The sequence below is a fragment of the Candidatus Formimonas warabiya genome, assembly GCF_002777255.1.
Lineage (GTDB): Bacteria > Bacillota > Dehalobacteriia > Dehalobacteriales > Dehalobacteriaceae > Formimonas > Formimonas warabiya.
In genome coordinates, this window is sequence record NZ_CP017634.1 from 307132 (window position 1) to 333938 (window position 26807).

Annotated in this window: 23 protein-coding genes; 15 read left to right on the forward strand and 8 right to left on the reverse strand. The window is 45.7% G+C overall.

All coding sequences use genetic code 11. The annotated features are described in order from the left end of the window. The first annotated feature begins 193 nt into the window (after positions 1-193). Both DCMF_RS01395 and DCMF_RS01400 read left to right on the forward strand, forming a co-directional pair. Positions 194-2725, forward strand: coding sequence for an AMP-binding protein (locus DCMF_RS01395; protein WP_148132773.1), 2532 nt, complete (start codon positions 194-196; stop codon positions 2723-2725). Between the two features lie 306 nt (positions 2726-3031). After that, positions 3032-3577 carry a flavodoxin family protein gene (locus tag DCMF_RS01400; protein ID WP_148132774.1) on the forward strand — a complete coding sequence of 182 codons (546 nt, stop codon included), beginning with the start codon at positions 3032-3034 and terminating at the stop codon, positions 3575-3577. A 15-nt stretch (positions 3578-3592) separates the two neighbouring features. Here DCMF_RS01400 and DCMF_RS01405 read toward each other — a convergent pair whose 3' ends face one another. Together DCMF_RS01405 and DCMF_RS01410 are read right to left on the reverse strand one after the other, a co-directional pair. Then, positions 3593-4984, reverse strand: coding sequence for an FMN-binding glutamate synthase family protein (locus DCMF_RS01405; protein WP_148132775.1), 1392 nt, complete (start codon positions 4982-4984; stop codon positions 3593-3595). A 54-nt stretch (positions 4985-5038) separates the two neighbouring features. Then, positions 5039-6607: an FAD-dependent oxidoreductase gene (locus DCMF_RS01410; protein WP_148132776.1), complete on the reverse strand. Its 1569-nt coding sequence runs from the start codon at positions 6605-6607 to the stop codon at positions 5039-5041. A gap of 284 nt (positions 6608-6891) precedes the next feature. Here DCMF_RS01410 and DCMF_RS01415 point away from each other — a divergent pair, with 284 nt between their 5' ends. Next, the gene (locus DCMF_RS01415) at positions 6892-7605 is read left to right on the forward strand and encodes a DUF169 domain-containing protein (protein WP_148132777.1); all 714 of its coding nucleotides are present in this window, start codon (positions 6892-6894) and stop codon (positions 7603-7605) included. Between the two features lie 451 nt (positions 7606-8056). Here the strand turns inward: DCMF_RS01415 and DCMF_RS01420 are convergent, their stop codons facing one another. The 5 genes from DCMF_RS01420 to DCMF_RS01440 form a co-directional block, all read right to left on the reverse strand. Further along, a complete protein-coding gene (locus DCMF_RS01420) occupies positions 8057-8917 on the reverse strand; it encodes a patatin-like phospholipase family protein (RefSeq protein WP_214659016.1) in 861 nt (286 codons plus the stop codon). Between the two features lie 123 nt (positions 8918-9040). After that, positions 9041-9559: a DUF3231 family protein gene (locus DCMF_RS01425; RefSeq protein ID WP_148132779.1), complete on the reverse strand. Its 519-nt coding sequence runs from the start codon at positions 9557-9559 to the stop codon at positions 9041-9043. A 57-nt stretch (positions 9560-9616) separates the two neighbouring features. Continuing rightward, complete coding sequence (locus DCMF_RS01430) at positions 9617-10138, reverse strand: hypothetical protein (protein WP_148132780.1); 522 nt, start codon at positions 10136-10138, stop codon at positions 9617-9619. 232 nt (positions 10139-10370) lie between these two features. After that, the gene (locus DCMF_RS01435; protein ID WP_148132781.1) at positions 10371-11771 is read right to left on the reverse strand and encodes a glycosyl hydrolase family 18 protein; all 1401 of its coding nucleotides are present in this window, start codon (positions 11769-11771) and stop codon (positions 10371-10373) included. A 176-nt stretch (positions 11772-11947) separates the two neighbouring features. After that, positions 11948-13306: a UDP-N-acetylmuramoyl-tripeptide--D-alanyl-D-alanine ligase gene (locus DCMF_RS01440; protein ID WP_214659017.1), complete on the reverse strand. Its 1359-nt coding sequence runs from the start codon at positions 13304-13306 to the stop codon at positions 11948-11950. A gap of 248 nt (positions 13307-13554) precedes the next feature. On the opposite strand from DCMF_RS01440, the gene DCMF_RS01445 reads away from it, so the two are divergent. Further along, entirely contained in the window at positions 13555-14010 is a 456-nt protein-coding gene (locus DCMF_RS01445) for a hypothetical protein (protein ID WP_148132783.1), read from the forward strand. Between the two features lie 226 nt (positions 14011-14236). Here DCMF_RS01445 and DCMF_RS01450 read toward each other — a convergent pair whose 3' ends face one another. After that, complete coding sequence (locus DCMF_RS01450) at positions 14237-14671, reverse strand: universal stress protein (protein WP_148132784.1); 435 nt, start codon at positions 14669-14671, stop codon at positions 14237-14239. Between the two features lie 107 nt (positions 14672-14778). On the opposite strand from DCMF_RS01450, the gene DCMF_RS01455 reads away from it, so the two are divergent. From DCMF_RS01455 to DCMF_RS01505, 11 genes are all read left to right on the forward strand, one after another. Further along, positions 14779-16776: an APC family permease gene (locus tag DCMF_RS01455; protein ID WP_236860159.1), complete on the forward strand. Its 1998-nt coding sequence runs from the start codon at positions 14779-14781 to the stop codon at positions 16774-16776. Continuing rightward, on the forward strand, positions 16773-17342 hold the full coding sequence (gene mobA / locus DCMF_RS01460; RefSeq protein WP_148132786.1) for a molybdenum cofactor guanylyltransferase: 570 nt from the start codon (positions 16773-16775) through the stop codon (positions 17340-17342). The genes DCMF_RS01455 and mobA overlap by 4 nt, the downstream gene beginning before the upstream one ends. 249 nt (positions 17343-17591) lie before the next feature. Then, positions 17592-18080 (forward strand): GNAT family N-acetyltransferase, encoded by a 489-nt coding sequence (locus DCMF_RS01465; RefSeq protein WP_214659018.1) that lies wholly within the window; start codon positions 17592-17594, stop codon positions 18078-18080. Between the two features lie 7 nt (positions 18081-18087). Beyond that, positions 18088-18939, forward strand: coding sequence for a TIGR04282 family arsenosugar biosynthesis glycosyltransferase (locus DCMF_RS01470; protein ID WP_148132788.1), 852 nt, complete (start codon positions 18088-18090; stop codon positions 18937-18939). 49 nt (positions 18940-18988) lie between these two features. Beyond that, positions 18989-20107, forward strand: coding sequence for a (Fe-S)-binding protein (locus tag DCMF_RS01475; protein WP_148132789.1), 1119 nt, complete (start codon positions 18989-18991; stop codon positions 20105-20107). Then, positions 20104-21069, forward strand: coding sequence for a DUF169 domain-containing protein (locus tag DCMF_RS01480; RefSeq protein WP_148132790.1), 966 nt, complete (start codon positions 20104-20106; stop codon positions 21067-21069). Before DCMF_RS01475 ends, DCMF_RS01480 begins: the two co-directional genes overlap by 4 nt. A gap of 31 nt (positions 21070-21100) precedes the next feature. After that, complete coding sequence (locus DCMF_RS01485; protein WP_148132791.1) at positions 21101-21886, forward strand: MBL fold metallo-hydrolase; 786 nt, start codon at positions 21101-21103, stop codon at positions 21884-21886. A 49-nt stretch (positions 21887-21935) separates the two neighbouring features. Further along, entirely contained in the window at positions 21936-22958 is a 1023-nt protein-coding gene (locus tag DCMF_RS01490; protein ID WP_148132792.1) for a phosphotransferase family protein, read from the forward strand. 30 nt (positions 22959-22988) lie between these two features. Next, a complete protein-coding gene (locus tag DCMF_RS01495; protein ID WP_148132793.1) occupies positions 22989-23873 on the forward strand; it encodes a nucleoside hydrolase in 885 nt (294 codons plus the stop codon). A 181-nt stretch (positions 23874-24054) separates the two neighbouring features. Further along, entirely contained in the window at positions 24055-26274 is a 2220-nt protein-coding gene (locus DCMF_RS01500; RefSeq protein WP_148132794.1) for a molybdopterin-containing oxidoreductase family protein, read from the forward strand. Next, a complete protein-coding gene (locus DCMF_RS01505; RefSeq protein ID WP_148132795.1) occupies positions 26256-26798 on the forward strand; it encodes a 4Fe-4S dicluster domain-containing protein in 543 nt (180 codons plus the stop codon). The genes DCMF_RS01500 and DCMF_RS01505 overlap by 19 nt, the downstream gene beginning before the upstream one ends. The last annotated feature ends 9 nt before the right edge of the window (positions 26799-26807 follow it).

The window sequence follows — 26807 nt, forward strand, 5'->3', positions numbered from 1 at the left end:
GCTGAGGGACGAAGGCCTTTTTTATACTTTCAGGAATTTATCCGTTTCAAAGGGCTGAAAGTATAAGTATCACCAAAGCTTCCGAGGGACATGGAGGACTAGGGGCACTGAAGCATCCATTTTTCTTTATCTCTAGTTAAAGAATCACAAGCGGCCGGACTAAACGGACCCAGAAACGTTAGGAGGAATTATAATGAAACTTGCGTTTTCCACACTTGGTTGTCCCGACTTCAGCTGGATCGACATCTATTCTATGGCCAAGGATCTTGGCTTTAACGGCATCGAAATCCGTGGACTGGGCAATGAAATATTTGCCGTCCAGGCCCAGCCTTTCACCGAATCCCAACTTCCCCAAACTGTAAAAAAGCTTTCTGAGTTGCGCCTCGAAATCCCTTGCCTCTCTTCCGGCTGCTGCTTGAAGTTTGCTGAAAACGCGGAAAAAAACCATGCTGAAATTATAGAATATATCCAGTTGGCCTCCAAGCTTGGCACCCCATACATCCGCATTCTTGCCGACTCGGAACCCCAGCCTAACGGCGAGGTGGATGATGGGGTTATTCTTGCCGCCCTGGAGAAATTAATCCCCATTGCCGAAGAGAAGGGCGTGACTTTGCTGGTGGAAACGAATGGTGTTTATACCGACACGTCCCGTCTATGTAGACTGCTTGATCATGCGGCCAGTGATGCGGTGGCCGCCCTGTGGGATGTCCACCATCCCTACCGGTTTGCAGGGGAAAGACCTGAAAAGACGGTACAGAATCTGGGCGCCTATATTAAATATGTGCATATAAAAGATTCTGTTGTAGAGAATGGCACAACCCGGTATCGGATGATGGGGGAGGGAGATCTGCCCATTGACGACATGATGCGGGCCCTGCGTTCCATCAACTATGACGGCTATGTGTCCCTGGAATGGGTGAAGCGCTGGGCAGCGGACCTTGATGATGCGGGTGTTGTCTTTCCCAATTTTGCAAACTATATGAGCCGTTACATGGAAAAGAGTACGGCGAACGGACATCTTTTCGACAATAACGCCAAGACAGGGAAATATATCTGGCAGAAGGATACCTTAATTGACCTGACCTTTTCTCAGGTGCTTGACCGCATGGTGGAGGAGTTTCCCAACCAGTACGCTTTTCGCTATACTACAATGGACTATACCAGAACCTATACCGAGTTTCGGGATGATGTAGATACCTTTGCCAGATCGCTAATTGCCATGGGGGTGAGGCCGGGTGATCATGTGTCCATCTGGGCCACCAATGTTCCTCAGTGGTTTATCACCTTCTGGGCAGCTACCAAGATCGGTGCGGTTCTTGTTACGGTAAACACGGCCTATAAAATCTATGAAGCGGAGTATCTGCTCCGCCAGTCGGATACCCATACACTGGTGATGATAGACGGCTATAAGGACTCCGACTATGTCGGTATTATAAAGGAACTTTGCCCCGAACTGGAGACTGCGGAGGCAGGGAAACCCCTGCATATCAAACGGCTGCCCTTCCTCAGGAATATCGTCACCGTTGATTCCAGGCAGAAGGGCTGTCTGACCTGGGAGGATGCTGTGGCCCTGTCCTGTAAAGTGCCAATTGAGGAGGTATACCGGCGGGCACTATCCATCAACAGACATGACGTGTGCAACATGCAGTATACTTCGGGAACTACAGGCTTTCCCAAGGGGGTCATGCTCACCCACTATAATGTGGTGAATAACGGCAAAAATATCGGCGACTGCATGGATCTTTCTACTGCTGACCGCATGATGGTTCATGTGCCGATGTTCCACTGCTTTGGCATGGTGCTTGCCATGACGGCCGCAATGACCCATGGGGTTACCCTCTCTCCCATACCCTATTTTTCACCGAAGCAATCCCTTGACTGTATCAACAAGGAGAGGATCACCTGCTTCCATGGCGTTCCTACCATGTTTATCGCCATGCTGGAACATGAGGATTTCCCCGCAACGGACTTCTCCTATATGAGGACCGGCATTATGGCAGGCAGTCCCTGTCCTGTCAAAGTGATGCAGGATGTGGTGGACAAGATGAACATGACCGAAATTACCATTGTGTTCGGCCAGACAGAGGCTTCGCCCGGATGCACCCAGAGCCGGGTAGATGATTCCCTTGAGTTGCGTGTCAATACTGTAGGAAGAGTCTTGCCCGGTGTGGAATGCAAGATCGTCGATCCGGAGACCGGCAAGGATTTGCCCGATCATGTGGATGGTGAATTTGTAGCGCGGGGCTACAACATCATGAAAGGCTACTATAAGATGCCTGAGGCGACGAGAGCTGCCATTGATGAAAATGGCTGGCTGCATACCGGCGATTTGGCCAGGCGCGATGAGAATGGGTACTACAAAATTACCGGACGCATCAAGGATATGATTATTCGGGGGGGAGAGAATATTTATCCCAAGGAAATTGAGGACTTTATCTATACCCATCCAAAAGTCAAGGATGTGCAAGTGATCGGGGTACCCGACAAACAGTACGGCGAGGAGATTATGGCATGTGTGATCCTCAAGGACGGCGTCACCCTGACTGCCGATGAGCTCAAGGATTATATCCGTTCCCACATGGCGAAGCACAAAACACCTCGCTACATCGATTTCGTCACAGAATTCCCCATGAATGCCGCCGGAAAGATTATGAAATATAAGATGCGGGAGCATGCAGTGGAGAAATTAGGTTTACAGGCAGAAAGCCGCATTGTGACTGCATGACAAACAGGGAAAGTTGGATTCAATAACGGTGCATAACCCAGGAGACAGTCAACGTTCAAAAAATGTTGACTGTCTCCTGTTTTCCTGCTTTATATGAGATTCTTTTTTCAGGGTCAAAAATAAATAATTGAATGGTATAGTATACAAATAGATACTATTGCACAAAATTGTGCGTACTTGCAATAAAGTAAAGTAATATTTATGATTAGATCATAGTACTTTTTGGAGAGTTCCTTTTTATAAGACTTTCCGAAACCCGTCTAATGTGAGAGTAATCATCTCTCTGAAAAAAGGAGGAACAGGGGAATGAAAGTTTTAGCGATTCAGGGAAGCCCGAGAAAAAACGGAAATACAGCCGCTCTTTTGAAATGTTATTTACAGGGGCTAGTAAAAAATCATCAAGCAGAGGTCAAAACGATTGAAGTTGCGGAAAAAAACATTCAGTCATGCAAAGGATGTCAAGGGTGCAAAAGCTCTCCCGGAGACTGTGTGATCAAGGACGATATGGCGGAAATATATCCGGGTATTTTAGAGGCGGACGTCTTGGTGCTGGCGTCGCCCATTTACTGGTGGAATATTACGTCCCAAGCCAAGCAGTTTGTTGATCGGTTTTATGCCCTTAATTCCGGTGATAATTTTAAGGGGAAAAAGTTTGTCTTATTAATGACGTATGGCGGTGAAGAACCCAACTCGGGTGCGGAAATCATCAAAAACATGTTTCATGATATCTGTGATTATTTGAAAATGGATTTTGCCCAGGCATACGGCGTATGTACCGGGGAAGTTTCTGTCCAGGATAATCCTCATGTGCAGGATGATGTTCATAATTTGGGAGCAGCCTTCAAATTATGAAAAAGAAATATTCGGTCAGCTGTTGGCTTTTTCATAGGCCATAGGAATTTTTAATCCTTTGGCGATGGTTTCGTCAAGAGAAAAAAGATCATCTTTATTAACTTCAGAAATAGATGTTTTGCCTAAAGATTTAATAGCGACCTCTAATTCAGCCTTGCAGGATAAGAAATACTTTGCCAGGGAATCGGCCCCCTTTTTTTTATTAAACTGGCCGGCATCTTTGCCTTTGTACCAAACAACCTGCGTGGGAGGCTCGAAGGGCAAGGACTTTAAAACCTGATCATGGGCCATCGCAAAGAGAGCCATTGAACCTAAATAACATGCGTCGGCCCCCAGTGCTACTGCTTTTAACACCTCCCCTGGTGTGCGAATTTTACCGCTGGCAATCAGGGAAACACTTTTATGGAACCCCGTCTTATCTAGCCAGTCCGCCCCTCGTGCCAGGGCAAAAACCGTGGGAACGCCAAAATCGTCTTCCAGAATGGGCGGGCCGCCATAGGTGGCGGCTTCTGCCCCATCCAGCACGATATAATCGGCCCCCGCATTACAGGCAATTTCCATATCCTGCTCCAGCCATTTTCCTGCCGCCAATTTCGTGCCGACCGGTACGCCCCCACTCTTCTCTTGAAGATTCTGAATGAATTTCGGCAAATCGGTAATTTCCTGTACGCGCAACTGCCGGGAATGGGCAACGGCATCTTTCCCTTTGGGATACTTAAAATCTTTGCGCAATTTTCGGTCGATATTTTTGGCATGAATGACATGGCCGGCTCCTCCCAGGGCCCCCTGCCCAAACTGAATTTCGACGGCAGAGCAGTTCTGAAGAATATGGTCAACATCGTTCCAATCCCCCCGGTTATATTGATAAATATAAGTATCTGCCGTCTCTCGTTCGGAAACTAAGTAGGGACCTTCCCCGGAGCAAATAGCTGTTTTTGCCTTAGATGCTCCCTTGGCTAAGGCCCATTTGGCGTCGGCACTCAGTGCTTCCCCATAAGCCATGGCTGAAACCATCATAGGAAGACCGATTTTAAAGGGCTTTTTGGCCTTTTTGCCAATGATTACCGAAGTGTCCACCGGTGTTTCAATGGGGGTGGGCAAATCCTTTAACTGGGCAAAGTTAAACATGAGGCTTTCCAGAGAAGGAAATTTTTTAGGCGAACCTAAGGGTCGATTAATTAACTCTCCTCGCTGGGCTCTTAAATTGGTTTCCAGAATGACCTGGGGACTGACCCGGGCGGTGGCGGAAATAAGCTCCCAAAGGTTTTCGTCATAAGGATCGGTCATAATTGTCTTTACAGCGGAATCTAAAGTTCTATTCACGATAAACCGGCTCCCCCATTTTATACCTAAGATTCCCAGTGCTGCTCCTGCGATTCCCATCATGATATTGTTTTTCATATTCATCCACAACAATCCTTAATCAATCTTTTTTGCTCAAATCGTGGGATAGAAACATTTTTAAAAGTTGTCTTTGAGAAGTTTTTCAATCGTATTCACATCATGATGGATGTTTAACGGCCTGACAGCCGGACCCTCAATGACATTGCCTTCATAGGAAAACCTTGAGCCATGACAGGGGCAATCCCAGGATTTTTCCGCGGAATTCCAATTCAGTTCACAGCCCATATGGGTACAAGTGGTATCTACAACATGCAGGGTCCCTTGTTCATCCTTATATGCCCCTGCCCTTTGGCCATTTGCCTCAATTATTTTTCCCTCGCCCGGTTTGAGAGTTACTTCGGTGGGCAGGGAAGAGATTTTACCATCAATAAGCTGTTCCGCCACATTAAGATTTTCCACAAGAAAGTTTTTGGCAGACGCTATTATCGTTTGACGGGAGGGGTTATACACGTCCTGCCACGGGTTCTCCCCATGAACGATTAAATCTTTTATGATCATGGCGGAAACCATGCTATTGGTCATACCCCATTTTCCATATCCGGTCGCAATATACAGGTTAGGAGTGTCTGACGTAAAATGGCCTATATAAGGCAAATCATCTAAAGTCATACAGTCCTGGGTTGACCAACGATAGGGAATGTCCTCAACGTTAAAGGTTTCATTGGCAAAATCTATCAGGGCCTGATAATGTTGGATGGTATCCTTACCCTGGCCGGTTTTGTGGTGCTCTCCTCCTACAATGATTAATTCTCCCCCAGGAAAGGCCTGGTTGCGCAGGGAACGGGCAGGATTCTCGGCGGTGATATACATACCGCCCGGATATTTTTCTTTGGCTTGAATGGCTACGACATAGGATCGTTCCGAGGATAATCTGGCGAAATAGAGGCCGTTTTTGTTGTAGCAGGGATAATGGGAAGCAATAATCACCTTTTTGGCGGATACTCTTTTCCCTTGATGGGTGGTCAAAAGATAGTGTTGATCCTTCTCTTCCATGTCAACAATCCGAGTTTGCTCAAAGATTTGACTGCCTCTATGGGCAACTTCCCGAGCCAGTGCAAGCAAAAATTTTCGGGGATGAAACTGGGCCTGATGATCAAAACGGACCGCCGCTTTTACAGGAATGGGCAAAGGGATCTCCTCAAGATAACTGGCTTTTATTCCTATTGAGGAGGCAACATTTGCCTCTTCGCTTATTTTTTTGACATACTTATCCTGCAAGGTATAAACATAGGCAGATTGATGGATGTAATCACATGCAATGTGATTTTCCTGGGCGATTTTTTCAATTAATTTAATAGCCGATTCGTTTGCATCCGCGTATTGTTGGGCAAATTCTGCGCTAATTTGACTCTTTATTTTGCTGTAGATCAGCCCATGCTGAGAGGTAATCTTTGCCGTGGTATGTCCCGTTGTGCCTTGGAGGATGTGGTCGGCCTCCAGAATACATGTTTTGATCCCTTCTTTGATCAGCATATAACCGCATGCGATCCCGCTAAAACCGCCGCCGATAATGGCAATATCTACTTTTAAATCCTCATTTAATACGGGATAGCCGGGTTGGGGGGTGGAAGCCATCCAATACGACTGGGGCGGTTTGGTAAACCTCTTTTGCTCATCCATATTCATGTGTACCTCCTGTGCCTGATATTTCGTATCCTAAGAAATTGACCTGCAAGTATTTGTTTATTTATCGCCAGGTTTTTATTTTGTGCAGTTGGAAGTATTTTATTTCATTTTGCGGAAAAAAGGCGGAAGATGGTTGAAATATATTCTCCACCGCATCCTAGCGAAAAGTATTCTTGCGGTTCTAAGGTTTTACCCATGGGAGGCTCAGGGGTACATGAAAAATAGGATGTTATAATTAAACTTAAATGTTATAATAAGGAAAATAATGAGCAAGGGGTGATGAGATGATTTGGCAAGAATATGCGAGACAATTGGCAGAAGTATTGGCATTAGACAGCAGTCCTGTAGGAGTAGCATTTAGTGATACTCCTGCGCAGAACGGAAAAGAAAGCCGGATTATGCCCTGCACCGCTATTTACCAGGCAGCGCGAAAAGGAGCCACTTTCAGCATTTGCGCGGAAAATTGCACTTGCCCCGGCGGACTGACCTCATTGGGTTTATCTACTCCTTCTCCGGAAAGGGCTGCTTTAACGAAAAGATTTCTCATTGAAGGAGAAAAGTTTTGTTCCGGTAATGCATCCTTTTTTCGCATGCGCTCCCTGAGCCAAGGCCAGCCCCCCTATGGTGTCTCAAAATATGTCATCATTGGACCCTTGCAGGTATGCGCGTTAAAACCGGATTTAGTCTTATTCTTGTGTAACCCCGGTCAAGCTAGCCGTCTTGTTCTATTATCAACTTTTGAAACCGGAATCCCCCTCAAGGTGCAATTATCGGGATCTACTTGTTCCGGGGCAATTACCCAACCTCTTTCCACAGGACGCATAAACGTTACCTTTATTGACCCCTCTAGCCGGCATCTTGTGAAAGGGTTTAAGGAGTCGGACCTGATTTTTAGCGTTCCCTTTTTTACCATTCGAAGCATCGTGGAAAGCATTCCTTTCAGTACAGCCGGTACGGCTCAACCAGGCATGGGTTATGAGGATATCCTGCGCGGGTAAGATGGAGAAGAAATAATTAAAAATAAGTTGCCCGGGAGCCTATGAGAAGGGCGGGCAAGCTTACAAAAAAACCTCCTAAGAAGGAGGAAAAAGAAAGAGAATCTTTTAATGGACTAAGCACATTATAATATGCAAATTAATAAAATACAAGTGAAATACCTATAAAAAACAAATAAAAAATTTAAAGTATTATACTGATAAAAAGTACGCTGTTGCGATGAAGAATTTTGCCGAAAATACTACTATTTTCGGGAAATCTTTTGGGCTTGCCCAAGGAAATTTTGTGGTAGAACATGTTTAAGGGTAATAATGTAAGATTGATTGGTATTAGTGCATCTGAGAAAAAGGACTGTTTCAAGCGAAGTCCTTTTTCTCATTTCGCAGGGAAAATGATGAGCCGGTTTGAATAGATGGCAGAGGCTTTTTTAAGTTTTTTTGACGCAGATCAGCGTTAAGATTGATGCCATTGTTCGATTAATTCCATGCCCATTTGATATCCATATCTGTAATCCTGTTTCAAAATGGAAAGGTTTGTGGTTAACCTTTTGGTCTGAAAGTTTTCCGGCGGATTCACTTCAAAAATCCTGATCCCTTTGGGTGGATGACGCATAAAATCTAATGATTTTTGATATATTTTTGGCCGATTCATCACAGTATTGATCAACCCCGGATAATTCCTCAAATACACTTTACTTAATAACTGAAAGAAGCTTTTTCTCATTTGGTAGGAATAGGGGCGCGAGCGTATCACCACAATACTTGTTGCATCCCGTCTATATGCCTCTATCACGGGGATGGGGTCTGCCATCCCTCCATCCGCAAAATCGATACCATCTATTTTCGTAAAATGGCGATAAAAAATGGGAATGGAGCTGGAAGCTTTCAAAACCTTTTCCAGGGTATTTTTTTCTGGTTTTAAGTAAACTGCTTTACCGGTGTTTACTTCCGTTACGCCAATGTAGTATTCCTTCGCTGGTTGAAATATTTTATCTAGATCCAATCTAATTTCTTTTACCGTCAGTTGCCAAAGCCAATCCAAATCAATTAAATGTCCGCCCCGAATAAACTTTTTCCAACTGATGAAGTCAGGACGGATGGAATAATCGGTGTATACTTTTAAATTTCTCTGGTACATTTCTGCTAAATAGGATGCAATATTCGTTGCCCCTGCAGAGACCCCGATGAAAAGATCAAAGGGATTAAAGCTTTTCTCCAAAAAAGCGTCCAGTACTCCCGTCGAGAAAATGCCTCTCATGGCCCCCCCTTCAACTACTAAAGCATGGTGTTTGCCTCTGTTACTTTCCCTTCCCATGTCCATTTGACCACCCAATTAGCAAAATTTTATCCATATGATATTATACAATAAATGGTTATAATATCCTACGGAAAAGATACTGAGGAGTCTGACGTTTGGGGGAAAAGAAAAGCCGTATCCTTATACCCGATACATGGGAGGGACGATTTCATACCCTTTTATTTTTCCGTATTCAACAAATTTGTCATAAAGCTTCATCTCTTCAATTAAAAATGACATAAACAATTCTCTGATTGCCGGAGAAGTACTGTGCACAAAAGCCATGGTGTGCGTAGGAAGAAATGATTGAATTCCTCTGAGAACCCGTCTAAAGATATATCTATCCGAAATCTGCTCTGCATGAGACGTCGTTTGCGTATGCTTGGGCGGTCTAATTGGCAAAGGGATTCCATATGCGATCATCTCTTTTTCCAAGGTCCCGATATGCCCCACAAGAGTCTTTTTTCCTGTATTAAGAATGATCTTTAGATCTTCATCCCGAGCAAAAGTGACTAAAGTATCCGTAATATAAATGACATTATATCGTTGCACCAAATGATTCCAGAGATGAAATACTTCACTGACATTAACATTTCGCTGCTTTTCTTTAGTCGACATGCCTAATTCGCTTATTTTATGGATTTTCCGAAAAATCTTCATGATGCCACCCTCAATATTTTTTAAAAATTGCTTTTGGAGGCTTGCGCTAAGCGGAATTTATGGCCGATAAACCGGGGGTTCGTTTAAAAACCCTTTTAACTTGCCATATTCTACAATTAACTCCTGTAATTCCATAGTTAAAAGCAAATGCTCTTTAAAGGCTTTTCTCACTTTAGGGGAGGTACTATTCATAAAACCGCTGGAAAGAATAGGAAAGAAGGATTGAATTCCTTCAAATATGCTTATATAGATGTACCTGTCCGAATAACCTTCCCAATTGACGGCCAAATTGCTGCCGGCCGGTGGCTGGATCGGAAAAGGGATATTGTAATTCTTCATTAATTTTTCCATCTCATCAATACCTGACCGAAGCACCTTTACTAATTGGCCTGTGATAAATTTTAAATCGATATCCTCAATAAAATTTTCCATAATCCCTATGGTCTCCATGATATCTAGCTTGGTTACTAAAATATCCCACACATAGAAGACTTCATTGACATTAATCAATCTCTGTTTTTCCCTGGGCGACTTGCCAATTTCCCCGATCTTCTGCAATTTATCCATGATATCTACCATATTTCAGATCCCCTTTATTTCTTACCTTGTGATAATTTGCCCAAGCCTATACGACGTTCGTAAATCAGTCAATCGGCGCCATAAGAAAAATATTTTTTCTCATGGGCAGGAATACACCCCATCAGCCGATTCTGTTTCGCGGGGATGCAAAAAATAGGGTTGGGGAGGGAGGGGAAGAATATAAAAATGAAATGAAATTGATAGGGGCGGGTGAAGCTTCACCCGCCCGTAACTACCTGATTACAGTTATTTTTTCCTGAATCACCGACCAGATGGCCGGATCTTCCATACCTAAACGCCAAAGAGCTACTCCTCCGAGATCATATTGCCTGATTAGCTCCAGCTTGCGTTTCAGGCTGAGGGCATTTTCGTACCATACTTCATGACGTTGATTGTTTTGGGGATCAACGTACCTTAATACTCCGGACCGGCTATTTACATCAAAGGAAGATACTGTACTAAAATCCTCAAAGCGCTCCATGGCTTGCTCATGGGAAAGATAAGCATATTTGCCTGTATCTAGGTTAAAATCGAAACCAAATACAGGTTCGGCCAGAATAATTTTGTACGCGGGTATTGTTTTGACCGCGTAATCAACAACCGCATGATTAAATCCCATGGAGGATACAGGGCCGGGTCCGCTGCCTGGGAAGCCATGCTCGTTGTACATCATCAGCATCACTTGATCGGCCGCCTTGCCGATCGCTTCATAGTCATAGGGGGCCGACCAGGGATTGGTGATGCTGTCCTGGGATTTCGCCGGCACAGCAACCGTGAAAATGTAGCCCCGGGCTTTTAGTTGTTCTCCTAGTTCCTGGTAAAAGATGGAGAGACGATCCCGGTCGCTGCTTCTAAGCCCTTCAAAGTCCATGTTTACTCCGTCAAACTGGTAGTACTGAATCAATTGGATAATATTAGAGATACATTTCTGGCGATTCTCTTCACTGGATAGCATCTGATTGACCAGCTTCGAAGGGAATGACCGCTCCGGATATAAAAAGTTGTGAATCACCGGAATCACGGGTACACCTTGTGCGTGAGCGGTTGCCACCACTTTGCGCGCCTCTGTTTCATCAAAGGTATCCATGGTTTCCAGTTGCGTAGGGTCATACCGATTTAACCGGAACCAAAAGGGAGCTAATCGGGACATGCTGTTCATATGAGCCGATGCTGACCAGGCAGAAGATCCTAAATTGGGCTCTTCGTCCGTATAGTAACCGATGATCATTGCCTCTGGTCGTTGATAACCCAAAGCATTTACTTTCAGGCGTTGCCCGGCATAGATGGTATCGTCGGATAGGTTGTTGATCTGCTCAAGTATGGTAGGGGACACGCCGTACAATTTGCTGATGCGATAGAGACTTTCCCCCTGAACCACAATATGCGTCTGTAATTTCTCAGGGATCACCAGGGCTTGTCCCGTATAAATGGTGTCACTTTGAAGATGATTGGACTGCAGGAGCTCATCAACCGAGACCTGATATTTGGGGGCAATCCGATAAAGGGTGTCGCCGGGTGCCACAATATGCCTGTCTAAGGCTGAAGCTGGAACCGGTACGTAAAAAAGACTAGCTAGCACAAAAGACACCAGCAGTATGAGGAAGGAAACCTTCTTGGGCAGGCTTTCGTGCAACTCTCCACCTCCTTGTTTTTGGCTAGACCACGGTTAACAAAATTATACCTTATCTGCGTGATGAAGACAGTATTGAATAACTGGGTCATTTTCTACTATTAGGAATTAAGTGATCAGGAACTCAAAAAGATGGAAAGTTGCCTAAATATAAAGTAGAATAAGAAAAATTTTACAGCCTATGCCTCCCATAAATCTAAGATTTTTTCCAGCTTCATCCCTCTGGAGCCTTTAATCAAAACCACATCTCCTTCTTTAGCAAATTCTTTCATGTAGCGCACGACTTCTTCATGGCTGTCAAATATTTTATATTTACTAGGATCACCGATCCCCCGGGCCACATCCGGCGCGTTCGCGCCGATAATGGCCGTAAAGGCCACCTGGAATTTGCTGCACAGCCTGCCTACTTCAAAATGGGCTGCCGAAGCGATTTCTCCCAGCTCAAATATATTGCCGATGATGGCAAGAGCACGTTTGCCGGATGCCAGATGATGCAAAATTTCCAAAGCCGCTTTAAAAGAATCCGGGCTTGCGTTATAACAATCATTGAGAAATGTAATACCATTTTTCTCAATCAGGGTACATCTCATCTTTTCAGGCGTATAATTTTTGATCCCGGAGATAATTTGTTCCGGACTCAAGCCCAGACGCCTGGCGCAAGCAATACCGAACAAGGCATTTGAAACATTATGTTCGCCAACTGCCGGTATCTGGATATCATATTCCTGTCCCCCTAAATTAAGTTTAAAAGAAATACCTTCTTCCCCCCTGTTTCTCACATCATAAGCGGTATAATGGGCCGGGGTATTCACGCCAACGTAAACAATGTTTTTCGCTACGTTTGGATCAACCTTGCACAGCAAGGGATCGTTGGCATTTAGAATTAAAACTCCGTTGTCTTCCAGACCGGCCAGGATTTCCAGTTTGGCCTTTAAAATATTCTCTTGGGTACCCAGCCTTTCCAGATGAGAGACACCGATGTTGGTAATCACCGCGAGGGAAGGTTTGGCGATACGGGTCAGTTCGCTGATTTCTCCTAATCCTCTCATGCCCATTTCGACTACCATGGCATCATGTTTTGCTTCCAGTTGGAAAATGGTTAAAGGTAAGCCGATATTGTTATTATAATTTCCTTTGGATTTATGCACATTCAATTTGGCGGAAAGAATAGACGCGATCATATCCTTTGTGCTGGTTTTTCCCACACTGCCGGTAACCGCAATCACGGGGATGGGAAACTTCTGCCTGTAAAAGGCAGCCAAATCCAGGAGTGCTTTGGAGGTATCGGCAACCAGAATCACCGGTACCTGCTTCACGGTCACGGGCTTTGAGGCCAGGACAGCTTGAGCCCCTTTGTGCACGGCATCTTTTATGAAGTCATGCCCGTCAAAGAATTCTCCTTCCAAGGCAATAAATAAATCACCCGGTTTAACCTTTCTGCTGTCGGTACTTACATCATGAATCAGGATATTTTTTGTCGTGCCGGCATATTTTCCCCCGGTGGCCTGAATAATTTCGTCTAAATAGATGCTCTCCATACCAACCTCCGTAAATACAGGGACAGGAATCACCCCTGCTATTTTTTTTACCATTCCCATTATAATCTAAATGCTTAGATTTGATCCAAAAACTTATTTGATTCTTTTTCACCTAAAAGGAGCAACCCCTTTTATTTTATCTTTGAAGCCATGACTTGTTTAAAAGTATACCCAGGGAATGCTGTGGTGTTATAACCTGAGAAATGGGGAATAATAGTTTAGATTTCGAAGACGGGATGGTTTGTTAGATGGATAAAAGATTTAGCTATGGCTTCAGATCAGGGCTGTTTGGCGGTATCGCCATGAATGCTTTCAGTCTTATCGACTATTATATTTTTCATGGTACCAAGTTGCGATACTTGGACTGGAGCGCCGTGATGCTGTATGGGGTAAGGCCCGATTCTTTTTTTGCCGCTGCATTTGCTCTCATTGCCCAATTAGTATTTACAAGCTTTCTGGGCATCCTCTATGCCTATCTGGTCACTCAGATTGCAGATGGTCATTATCTCTTTAAAGGGTGGTTATTTGGTATCGTTACCTGGTTTTTTATCAACGCCCTGGATATTTTAATGAAGCTACAGCCCTTGGAAAAGATTCCTACCTTGACCATTTTTTCCAGTTTTATCGGCGCATCTATATACGGACTTGTTTTAGGTTATTTTTTCTATTTTTTAAATCTTAAGCATCAGGGCAAAGGAAAATAAGATAATCGGCAAAGATCAAATGGTAAACAGGTAGGAGGTCACAGACCGCAGGGGGAAAACGACCGCTGAATGCCGGGGTCCAGAAAATAAGATCCTCGCGAGTAGAACAAAAGAACAAAGGTTTTAGCTATGAACCTTTGTTCTTTTGTTACTAAATGGAAACTTAAAAGTTTTTGCTGCTTGAAATCCTTACGTTTCAAGGGGTTCCCCGGAGAAGAGTCGGGTATTATCTGGTCAGTAATACGGAACAATGGGCATGGGCAACCACTTTGGAGCTGACACTTCCCATGAGAAAGCGGGTAATGCCGGTTTTACCGAGGGTTCCCATAATAATCAAGCTAATATGTTCCTCCTCGGCGATTAAACAAATCTGTTCTGCCGGATCGCCGATGACCACTTTGGACTTGTATGGAATATGCAGTTCATCAAATTTTTTCGCCGAATTTGCAATGGTTTCCCGGGCTTCAGCGATCATCTTCTCATCTCGTTCATGAATCGTGTGTTCCAGAGCTTTCTTATATGTACCAAAGGCAGGAATGGGAGGAACCACTTCTAAGAACATAATTTCGGAGTCTACCTTTTGAGCCAGTTCCAGAGCAGAATCTACAGCCTTTAAGGATTGTTCCGAGCCGTCAATAGCGACCAATATTTTTTTAAACATTTGTGCATCACTCCTTCAATTAATTTAAGTTGGAAGAATTCGTTGCCCGCCCCTTTTTTTCCTGCAAAATTTGCGGTGATATTTGATTCTCCCGGGCGGCGAAAATTATGATATTGATTGTGCGCAAACCTTTTGCTAAAATGAGAGGTAATTTGAAATGGAACAAAGCTAAAAACGATATCGTTTGCGGCTTTAGAGGAGAAGTGGATTCGGTGCATAAGAGCATTAAGTCTTGGTTATTAGGTGAAAAACTTGCTTCAAACCAGATACATGAAGAAAAATTTACCGTTTTTTGGGGACTTCCGGTACTGGCCAGCGATGCCATATCGTCCGTCGCCTATGCGGCGGAGGAAATCTTATGGGCTTTTGTGCCTGTTATCGGTGTAGCTTCCTATTTCTGGCTGCCTAAAGTAGCGGGTGCCATTGTGATTTTGCTGGTGCTTTTAACCATTTCCTACCGTCAAATTGTGGAGGCTTATCCCAACGGAGGAGGCGCCTATATTGTTGCCAAGGATAATCTGAAGACGATCTTTGGCCTGATTGTAGGGGCATCCCTTTCTGTCGATTATACTTTGACGGTTGCGGTAAGTATTTCAGCAGCTACCGCAGCAATCACTTCCGCAATTCCCTTTTTATTCACCCATAAAGTTGCCATTGCCATTATGCTTATTTTGTTGATTGCTTTTGGTAATTTGCGCGGGGTGAAAGACTCATCAAAAATATTCAGCATTCCCACATATGCCTTTATGATGGCCATTATTATTTTGATCTTCATGGGATTAGTGAAAACTTTTCAAGGGTCCTTTGCCCCTCATCCAGATCTCATGAGTCCGGATCTAAGTTTTGGGACCCAGGCGATCTCTTTATTTCTGATTTTGAAAGCCTTTTCTTCCGGTTGTGCGGCGGTCACAGGAGTGGAAGCCATCTGTGATGCGGTACCGAATTTTAAGGAACCTGCTCCCCAAAACGCCAAAAATGCTTATATTCTGTTAGCGATCGCCGTATTTATTACTTTTGCCGGCACCTCTTACCTGGCCCAAGTCTTTCAGGCGGTGCCCAATGAGAAGCAGACGGTGATTGCTCAACTTGCTATTCAAGTATTTGGCAAAGGTTTTATGTTCTACCTGATTCAGGCAACCACGGCAATTATTTTAGCGATGGCGGCCAATACGGCTTTTGTGGGATTTCCCACCTTAATCTCGGTGATATCGCGGGATGGCTATGCCCCTAGACAACTGGCCAGCAGAGGGCACCGTTTAAATTATTCCAATGGAATCTTGTTGTTAGCTTTAGCAGCCGCATTATTGGTGATTATCTTTCAAGGCGATACCCATGCCTTGATCCCTTTGTATGCCGTGGGCGTATTTACTTCCTTTACTCTGGCTCAGGCAGGCATGTGTAGGCGCTGGTGGCGTCTCAAACCGAAAGGCTGGCACTATAAAGCTTTTATCAACGGCTTGGGCTGCCTGGTTACTTTTGTCGCTGTGCTCGTGATCGGCGTCACGAAATTTATCAGTGGGGCCTGGATTGTTTTTATTATTATTCCTATTTTGATCTATGGCATGTATCGAATTAAGAATCATTATAAAACCGTAGCCGGACAATTGGATATTCCCAATGCGGTCCTCCAACAATTAAAGTTAAAGGCAAGGCAAGTGCCCTATGTCATTATTCCCATTGACAGTCTAAACAAAATGGTGATTAAGTCATTAAATTATGCCCAAAGCATCTCACCCAATGTAGAAGTTTTTCATGTGGAGACCTATGAAGGGGAAGCCGATAAGCTCAGAAAAAAATGGAGAATGCTCGATACGGATATCCCCTTGGTCATTAAACAATCACCTTACCGGGAAGTGATTAAATCTCTGGTGGAACATATCGAATCTGAAGAACATTCTTCTCAACCGGGAGACATCATCACGATTCTCTTACCTCAATTTGTCGTGTCCAAACCTTGGCAGATGGCTTTACACAATAATACCAGCTTGTTTATTACCAATGCCCTGTTGAAGGAAAGAGATATTGTGGTCTCCATCTTGCCTTTTCAGGTAGAAGACGATTCGGAGCCGGATGGTCCGGTCCAAAATGGGGAGACAAAACAATGATGGCTTCCGGAGTGATCTTAGCGGGGGGAAAAAGCACCCGGATGGGAATGGATAAGACCCTGATCACCATCAATAATGAGCCGATTATACACCGGATTGTCGGAGAACTGAAATCTGTCCTAGACGAACTTATTATCGTCAGCAATGAAGTAAATAAATTCGGCTTAGCAGGTACCCGGGAAATCATGGGCGCTTTCCCGGAAAAGGGTCCTTTAGGGGGCATTCATGCGGGCTTAACGGCTGCCGCCCATGAATACTCTTTTGTCGTCGCCGGTGATATGCCCTGGTGCGACAAAAATTTGGCTCAATTGTTATTGGATTATGCTCCGGGCTATGATGTTGCGGTTCCCCGGATCGGAAAATATTTAGAACCGTTGTTTGCGGTATATTCCAAGAGGTGTTTACCCTATGTGGAATTTATCTTAAAGCATGATACTCCTAAAATTACGGCTTTTTACGATAAGGTTAAAGTGAATTATGTGGGAGAAGCAATAATAAGGTCTGTGGCAGATCCGGACAAGGTGTTTTTTAATATCAACACGCCGGATGATTACAGCAGCATCTAGTCTCGAAGCGGGGACCCCATCATGAAGCTGATAGAAACAAACCATGTGTCCCAAAATAAAAAAATTTTATCAAAATGAAAACATAAAGGAAGGTTCTCAACCATAAATAACTTCATAAAGCAAGGTATACGGCAAGTTTTGTACCAGCCTTATTGCTGGCATGAAACTTGCTAATTTTATTTAATGCTCCGATTAAATAAAGGTTTTACGCAAAAATGAAAGGGGGATCAGGGACTGGGAGAAATGAACATGACGAGGGGGGCACAAATCTTATTTGCCGTACAGAATGACGAAGAGGAATTGAGAGAAATTCTTTGGGCGTATGAGATGGATATTTCCGGAGAGATTGAAGATCATCTCATCATAAAAGAAGATGGTAAGGTATTGGCGGGGGGAAAGATGATCGAGTACGAGCATAATCGCTATTTTTTAGCAGTACTTGGCGTGAAACAGGAGAGATGTGACCAGGGACTGGGCGGGGCCCTCCTGGGAGAAATCATCCGCAACCCCGGGGCATTTTGTAAAAACCCGATACCAGAATTAAATAGTGGAGCGGCATCTCAAATTACCACAGTATCCAGAGGAGAAGCCGCGGGTTTCTATCAAAAGTATGGTTTTGAACCATGTGATTTTGCCGAAATTCCCGAACCATACCGGGAGCAATGCAGAGATTGTCCGGAAAAAGAAAACTGTAAACCTGTTCCTATGCGGTTTATGATTGGTTTTGGAAAGGAATGAATTTCAAATGAAAACAGCAGTATTGGTATTTACCAAAGTACCAAAGGCGGGAGATATTAAGACCCGCTTGACGGAAGCCAGGGGTGGAATTTTGACACCTGAAGAAGCCCAGGGTTTATACGAAGCATGTCTGCTCGATGTGATTGATGTGGCTTTGTCTGTTGAACAGACCGGACAGACGGATGTGTGGATTTGTCATAACAAGGACGGCGATCGGCTGTACCTTGATACATTATTAACTGAGGTGAACGATCCCCAAAAGATTGCCGGTATTTTTTCCGATCAAGGAGGAAGCTTTGACGCCTGCATGCAATATGCTACAGACTTTATCCTCAAGTCCGGGAGAGAGGACAGATTAGCGGATGGATTGGTCATTATTGGAGGTGATTTACCTACGCTTCAACCAGCTATACTCAAAAACGCTTTAGCCAAATTAGAGAAATTAAGCATGAGTGAACCCGGGCAAAAAGTTGCCCGAAGGGAAATCGAAAATAAAGATTCCCTGACCGGGGCGGCCCTGGTGGAGGGAGCGTGCCAGGAAGGGGGTTTTTCTCTTGTGGGGCTGACCTGTACGACGCCTTTTAATTTCCATGAAGTATTTTACAACCTGGACGGGATTACCGCTCTGGATATGCTGGTCAATAAGGCGGAAAGGGAGGACATTCCTTTTTCCCTGGTAGAAGCGATTCCGGATCTGGATATCCCTGTGGACCTGGCTGGCCTTGTGCCGGTTCTCCGGTCCTTAGAACTTTCCGCCAAGTATGATTTGTCTATTTTGCTTCCCCAAAGGACCATCACCTTTTTGAAAGAAATGGGCCTGTCATCCGTCGCTTTACCGCCGGCAAGAGAAGCAGTCTAGCAGTTACTCAGGAGTCGGAAAACAGAAGTCGAGAAGGTGGAGAGATGATGTGGGAATCGTAAATAATTGTACAGGTTGTCATCAATGTGTATCTGAATGTCCCCTCCTAAAACAAATAGGTGAAGATCCCATTCGTATCGCAGATAGAGGGCCCTCAGTGGAAGAAGCATACTCATGTACGATGTGCGGATTGTGCGAGGCGGTATGCCCTGCTTCATTGAGCATGAAAGAACTGTTTGCCGCCACCAGGGTAAAGGCGGTCGACAGTGGCGGCATCAATATCAATGATTACCGGTATCTGTTTCCCGATCGCCAAATGAATGTCATGCGTCTTTACCGTGAGCTGAATGGTATCGCCTATGATGATTTATATCCTGATCAGGCAGCTTCTGCAGCCTTTTTTCCCGGATGTACCCTGTTAACCTACGCGCCTGAATTAATTAGAGCAAGCTTCCATCATCTGAGTCGCGCGTATAAAGAGCTTACGCTGATTACCGATTGCTGCGGAATGCCTTTGCATCAATTAGGTTTACGGAGCAGGGGCGATGCCTATATCTATTCTGTCACCACAAAGCTTCAGCATCTCAAGGTTAAATCGTTAATTACAGCCTGTCCTAATTGCTATTATCAGTTGCGTCCGGTCCTGAAAGATTCTGAAATCAAACTGATGACCATCTATGAAACTTTGAATAGGAGCAAATTATGCGGTCTTCCAGAGAAAAACACCGGGAAGCCGCTGGTGACAATGCATGATTCCTGTCCGGATCGTTTTGACGGCATATTTGCCGGCCAAACAAGAAAAGCGCTGACCCAAAAAGGTTTTGCCCTGGTGGAGATGGAGCATAAGCGCAGGACGACGCTCTGCTGCGGCAGCGGCGGCCAGGTAACCCATTTTCAGCCGGAACTGGCGGAAGAACTGGTGAAATCTCGGGTGCAGGAAGCGGAAAGATCCGGGGCCCAAATACTTGCCAGCTATTGTCTGGGCTGTGTTCTGAACTTTACCAAAATACCCGGTAAACCAAAAATCCGGCATGTATTAAACCTGTTGCTGGATTTGGAACAAGACTTTGCCGGTCTTAAAGCAAAAGCAAACCAGATGTTTGAAGGCCCTCAGGGCATAGAGCGCTGGGAAAAAATTATGGCAGAGGAAGGGGGATCAAGAAATTGAACTATCCGGAAATGACCAAAATTCTGAAAGATACCCTGTCCCTCCGCTGGGTTCCGGTTGCGGTGAGAATGATGCGTCCCGGGGAAGAAAGGCCTCCCCACACGATTGAGCCGGCTATGCCTTTAAGGCACTGTCAATCGATTATCGTCGCCCGGCGGGGAAACTGCCTGTACCTGCCTCCCCGCAGCCATGCTTGTCCGGACGGTTCCGGTATTTTGGGCCTGGTGGAAATGTCACCTAAGCTGAAATCGGGGGATCTCTACCTGCTTTTTAAAAAGCTGCCCACCTTGGAAATCGCCCAAAAAATGATTGGCTCCCGGCCTCATTTCAGCCCGGGAAGTTTTCAGGCGACCCTTGTGGCCCCCTTGGATCAAGCCAGCTTTGAACCGGATGTGGTGATCTTTACCTTGTGGCCGGAACAGGCGATGTGGCTCTGCTGCGCCCAGACTTATCACAGTGGGGAACGGCAGTCCTTCCTGACATCAGGCTTTAATTCCACCTGTGCCGATCTGGTCATCCAACCCATGAAAACAGGAGAAATGAATATTTCTTTTGGCTGTTACGGAGCCCGGGCTTCCAGTGAAATCGATGATTTTGAGCTTTATTTATCCGTACCGGCTCCATTGCTGGAACCAATCGTTCATTCCCTGGTCAAACTGGGACAAAAGAGCATTCCGGAAGAAAGGAAGAAAGTGTACTTACCGCCTGTGCTGGATAAGGTGGGATCCCGACGGGGGGATGCCCCAAAAGGAACAGATACTCATGGGGTACAGGTTTTTATCGATGAAAAACAATGTCTGGGGGATGGACTTTGTGCAGCATTCTGTCCCTCGGGAGTCATTGAAATAAAGGAAGAGAGCGGGATGAGAAAGGCTGTCGCTATGCACCCTGAATTGTGCAGCATGTGCTATACATGTGCCGGCCAATGCCCGCAAAAAGCGATTCAAATATCCAATACTTGATCATTCGAATTTGAAAGGAATGACTTAGCGCATGACAGTGGAGTTTAAGCTTTTGGGAACAGGAGCGGGACCGGGAGTGCCCTCATACTTTTGTGACTGTCCCGCATGTAAAGAAGCCCGAGAAAACCCTTGCTTAGCCCGAACCCGTAGTGGGGCGGTCATTGATACGGGGAAGGAAAAAATTCTCATCGACGCCTCACCTGACTTAAGAAGCCAACTGGTGAGAGAGCAGATTACATCCCTTGATTACGTATTTCTTACCCACTGGCACTACGACCATTTTGGAGGACTGGGCGACCTGGAATTCTATGTGAAACTGAGCAGGCGCCAGCCCCTTAAATTATTTTTACCACCGGAGGCTCTTGAGGCATTTCACTCAGCATATCCGTTTTTGCCTGAGGTTTTTGATCTGATCACCTGGCAGTTCGAACAGGTTTATTGCTTCGAAAATCTCACGCTTACTCCCCTGCCGGCCAGACATGGGATTCAGACGGCAGGCCTTGTGCTGGAATCAAAAAGAAAACTGGCCTATTTCACCGATACTTCCGGATTGCCTGATTCCACTGCCCGGATCATTGAAGGAACGGATTTTCTCGTTTGTGATGCCACATTTTATGGAGAGAACTGGTATCCTCATCGTCATATGTCACTAGAAGAAGCGATTCAATTAGGAAAAAAGGTAAAAGCCGGAAATACGGTCCTTACCCATCTGGCCATGCATTATAGTACCCCGGTGACCGTTGCTCAATTGGCGGAGGAAATCAGTGCCCATCCCGGAGTCTCCTTGGCCTACGACGGGATGGTAATCACATTATAATCAATAATTCGGTGAGAAAATGAACGGGATAGAAGGGTGAAGGTGGGCCATGCTGAATGAACGATTACTTGGTCCTATCAAAGCATACGTAAACAGCCACCAATTTCGCTGTGGCATGGATCTAAACCCAGGGAAGATTGAGGTCCGGTTCCTGGCCCAAGGGGAATATAATCTTAATTATCTTCTGGAAACGACCGGGGGTAAGTATGTTTTAAGGGTCAACACGGCAAGCCAGATGAAACTGGAAAACCAAATCGCTTATGAATATCAGGTCCTGCAATTACTCAACAAGTCCGGCGTTACCCCCAGGCCTTTTTATCTGGATGATCGCAAACAAACAGTGCCCTATGGACTTCTGGTCATGGAGTATCTTCCCGGGGAGCCTCTGGATTACCGTTACGACTTGCCTAAGGCCGCCCGGACTTTTGCCCGCATCCATAGCCTGGAATTCGGTGCAGGTGCGGCCGGTTTTCTGATGAAGCAGACAGGTCCTTTTACCGGTGTTTATCAGGAAGCCGTAACTTTATTGGAAAGCTTTTTCAATTGCCCGGACGCCGATGTGCAAATCAAATGGATTTTAGAAAGAGCACTGCTAAAGGCAGAAGAAAAGAAGAAAGATGAAGACTTTCTTCTGCACGAACCCTGGCTGGCCGTAATCAATACCGAAGTTAATTCACATAATTTTATCGTCAATCAGGAGCGCCTCACCTGCCATCTGATTGATTGGGAAAAGCCCATCTATGGAGAGCCGGCGCAAGACTTAAGCATGTTTCTCATTGCCACGACCACGATGTGGAAGCGCAATTATGTGTTGAGCGTAAAGGAAGAGGAAGAATTTTTGGCGGTTTATCTCAACTGCTTAGCTACGACTTGTCCCTACAAGAATACACTTCGGGACCGGGTCCAAATGTTCAAGCTTTTCAATTACCTGCGGGCCATATCCTGGTGTGCCATGGCCTGGACGGAATACACAAAGCCCGGTCGTCCCCTGGTAAACAGGGATACCTTTGAAAAAATAAAAGCTTATCTGGAGCCGGAGTTTATCAGAACCAGTTTGCTAAATTTAATTTAACGCCAATTTGTGTTTAGGATGGAGAAAGAGATGCCGGAAAAAATTATATTCGATTGCGATAATACCATGGGTGTTGACGGTTGTGACGTCGATGACGGCCTTGCCTTGTTATATTTATCAGGTAAAGAAACGGTAGAAATCTGGGGCATTACAACTACATACGGCAATAGTGATCTGGAAACTGTTCATGCGAATACCGCTACCATGCTGAAAGAGATGGGCAGAACCGATATCCCGCTTCTTAAAGGCTGCCCCCATAAAGATACTTTACAAAGTGAGGCAGCGGAGTTTCTGGTGGAAACGATCAACAGGCATCCGGGAGATATTTCTATCCTGGGTACGGGATCTTTAACCAATCTTTATGGGGCCTATCTGATGGATCAGAGCATCTTCCATAAAGTCAAAAGAATGGTGCTGATGGGCGGCATTACCCAGCCCCTGGTCATAAACGGCAAGGTCCTGAATGAGATGAATTTTTCCTGCGATCCGGCTGCCACACAATGTGTTTTACAGAACGGGGAAAATGTAGCGGTGATTACAGGCAATAACTGTCTGGCTGCTTATTTTGGGCACAGGGAGTTTTGCCAAAGACTTTTAAATCATAACGGGCCGGCAGCCCAATATATCAACCGGAAGTGCCGGCACTGGTTTAACCATATGATGGCGGCTTTTCATCTGGACGGCTTTTACAACTGGGACGTGGTAGCCGCTGCTTATCTAGTGAACAGCGGGCTTTTTCGGAATCATTACCGAAGGATATTACCTGATCATATTGGCTTGGAAAGAGGGCTTTTATGCCTTAACGCACAAGAGAAAAATTCATTACTCATAAACTTTCCGGACATTGGTGATCTGAATGATTTCAAGGAAGACGTTTATCAGGCCTGGTTCACTGCGTTTTTGAGAACGGGTTAGTTTAAAAATAATAAAATCAGTCTCAAAATGAAAAATCTATTCAGTGAATATTGAGAGCCGTGGCAAGGAAAAGCCTTGATATATTTGACCTTTCAGAGTGATCAATGAAATTTTCCCCATGGCATACTTTTTGCAAAAAAAGTAACCGACCGAACGCATAAATTGAGAGAGGAGTTTGGTGATGACGGAAATACGAAAGGTAGCGTGCCACTACTGCCATATGAATTGCGGTATGCTGGCTTACGTGGAGGATGGCGTAGTCACAAAAGTAGCTGGTGACCCGGAACACCCCTATAATCTGGGCGCCCAATGTCCCCGGGGAGTGTCCACACTGGAGCATTTGAACCATCCGAACCGGATTAATTATCCCCTGAAAAGGATTGGGGAAAGAGGTTCCGGCCAATTTAAAAGAGTGGGCTGGGAAGAAGCTTTAGAGGACATTGCCGCTCGAATCACCGAATTAAAAAATAAATACGGGGCGGAAACCATATCCACCATCGGGGGCACAAACCGGACCGACGATTTTGCCCGGAGGAGATTCTTTAACTTATTGGGCAGCCCCAATGTGATCCATACTGCTCCGGTATGCTGGATTCCCAACTTTTTAACGGAGGCATCTTCCTTTGGCTGGGGGGCATTTGACGCCGAAATCATGGGCGGGTCTAAGTGTTGTGTGGTCTGGGGGCATAATCCGGGAGCATCCTACCTGCCTGAGATGAGAACCATGCTTATGGCCCGGGAAATGTTTGGCACCAAAATCATCGTCATTGATCCGGTCTTTTCCGAAACTGCCGCTAAGGCCGATATTTGGCTGCCCATCAGGCCCAATAGCGATAATGCCTTGGCTTTAGCCTGGCTTAATGTCATTATCAATGAGGGGCTATATGATTTTGAATTTGTGGAAAATTGGACCGTAGGCTTTGCGGAACTTGTAGACCGGGTGCAGGCATTTTCGCCGGAATGGGCGGGGGAAAAAACCGGTGTTTCCCCGGAGAAGATCGCGGAAACGGCCCGGCTTTATGCCATGTCTAAACCGGCCTGTATCGCCTGGGGGGTTGCTACCGACCAATTAGGACGGGGCAGTACCAAAGGGGCCCAGGCGCGCATTGCTTTGCGGGCGATTACAGGAAACATTGATGTCCCTGGTGGGGACGTGATCCCTGGCCCTCATCCCACTTTTATCACGGACTGGGAGATGGAGCTTAACGATCTGTTGCCCGAGGAACAAAGAGGGAAACAGATTGGATGCGACAGGTTTAAATTAAACAGTTGGCCGGGTTATGCCCGCTTAACGGAGAATCTGGTCCGGGTCTGGGGGAAGAGCCTGCCCGCAGAATGGTTCTGTGAAGCGCATCCACCTTCCCTGTTCAGGACAATGATTACCGGCACACCTTATCCGGTCAAGGCTTCTATTATCTTAGCCGATAACCCGCTGATTTCCTATGCAAATTCCAGGCTGGTTTATCAGGCCTTGAAGAGCCTGGACTTGTTGGTTGCCATGGAATACTGGATGACACCATCTGCTCTGCTGGCCGATTATGTGCTTCCTGCCGCTTCATGGATAGAAAGGCCGGTTTTGACCACCACCTACGGTGTTTCAGACTTTTTGATCGCCTCCCAGAGAGGAATCCAGCCTTTATACGAACGCAAGACAGATATTGATTTTTGGAGTGAGCTTGGTCACAGACTCGGCCAGGGAGCGTACTGGCCGTGGCAAAGCGACGAGGAAATTTTTCACTATCGTTTGGAACAGATGGGCTACGGAACATCCGGTTTTGATGAATTTGTGGAATATTTCCGCATGGATTTCGCTCCCCGGGAATATAAAAAATATGAAACCAAAGGATTTGCCACCCCTTCCGGAAAAGTGGAATTGAAAAACTCCCTGTTGGAAGAACTGGGCTACGATCCCCTTCCCAATTATGTGGTACCGCCCTTTACCCATGAGGCCAATCCGGAGCTGGCGGAAAAATATCCCGTTATCTTGATTGCCGGGGGCGGATTCATGCCCTTCTTCCATTCCGAGCACCGGGAGATCACCAGGTTGCGGCTCCTCCGGCCGGACCCCCGGGTGGCCATGAATCCGAAGCTGGCTGACCAGTATGGAATTAAGGAAGGAGACTGGGTCTGGATTGAAACACCGACCGGGAAGATTAAGCAAAGAGCATTCTTGAGCGAAGGGATCCCATACGGTTATGTGCAGGGGGAAAGAGGCTGGTGGTTCCCGGAAAAAGATACCCGTGATCCTGTGCTCATGGGCGTATTTGAGTCCAACGTCAATGTGCTTCTCAATGATGATCCGGAATTTTGCGATGAAGCGACAGGAGCCTGGTGTACCCGGACCGCGCAATGCCGGATTGGAAAAGTAGAGGGGGGAGAATCATGCATTGGGGAATGTTGATGGATCTGAGAAAATGTGTCGGTTGTTATGCCTGTACCATTGCCTGCCAAAATGAACATAACCTGCCTTTCACAGTGCGCTGGAATAAGATCATGAAGATGGGACCGGTGGGTAATTACCCCAACCTGACCTCCTACAGCGTTCCCGTACCGTGTATGCATTGCCAGGACGCTCCTTGCGCGAACGGATGTCCCACCGGGGCCAGTATGGTCCGGAAAGATGGGGTCGTACTTGTGGACCGGGATAAATGCGTCGGGTGCAAGTTTTGTCTGGTCCTTTGCCCCTACGGCGTGCGCCATTATAACGAAGAAAAAGGAATTGTGGAAAAGTGCACGTTCTGCATGGAAAGACTGGAAGAGGGCAGGGTGACAAGATGTGTGGAGACCTGTCAGTTGAAAGCCCGTTATTGCGGGGATCTGGACGATCCGGACAGTGAAATTGTCCAATTGATGCGTAAGCATAATGCCAAACCCCTTTATGAAGAATTGGGGACCAAACCATCCGTATACTATATTATGCCATAGCAGGAGGTG